Genomic DNA, 369 nt, shown 5'->3' on the forward strand with positions numbered 1-369 from the left:
ACCGTCAGCCAAGCAGCCGGGCACTGGTATATCTCCTTTCAGGTCGAGCAGGAGACGCTTGAGCCAATTCACCCCTCCGGCTCAATGGTCGGGCTAGATGCGGGGATCGCCAAGCTCGCAACCCTGTCAGACGGCACGGTGTTTGAACCCGTCAACAGCTTCAAAACCAATCAGACCAAACTGGCAAGGCTCCAACGCCAGTTGAGCAAAAAGGTAAAGTTCGGCAGCAACTGGAAGAAACAAAAAGCCAAGATCCAGCGGCTGCACTCACATATCGCCAATACCCGCCGCGATTACCTTCACAAGGTCACAACGACTATCAGCAAAAACCACGCGATGATCGTCATTGAGGATTTGAAGGTTGCCAGC

General features: G+C 53.7%; 1 protein-coding gene. It reads left to right on the plus strand.

Features of this window, described 5'->3' with window-relative positions:
* On the plus strand, positions 1-369 hold a 369-nt coding region (locus J9892_RS22735; protein WP_210539100.1), incomplete at both ends, for an RNA-guided endonuclease TnpB family protein.

The organism is Aeromonas sp. Prich7-2, assembly GCF_017939255.1.
Taxonomy (GTDB): Bacteria; Pseudomonadota; Gammaproteobacteria; order Enterobacterales; family Aeromonadaceae; genus Aeromonas; species Aeromonas caviae.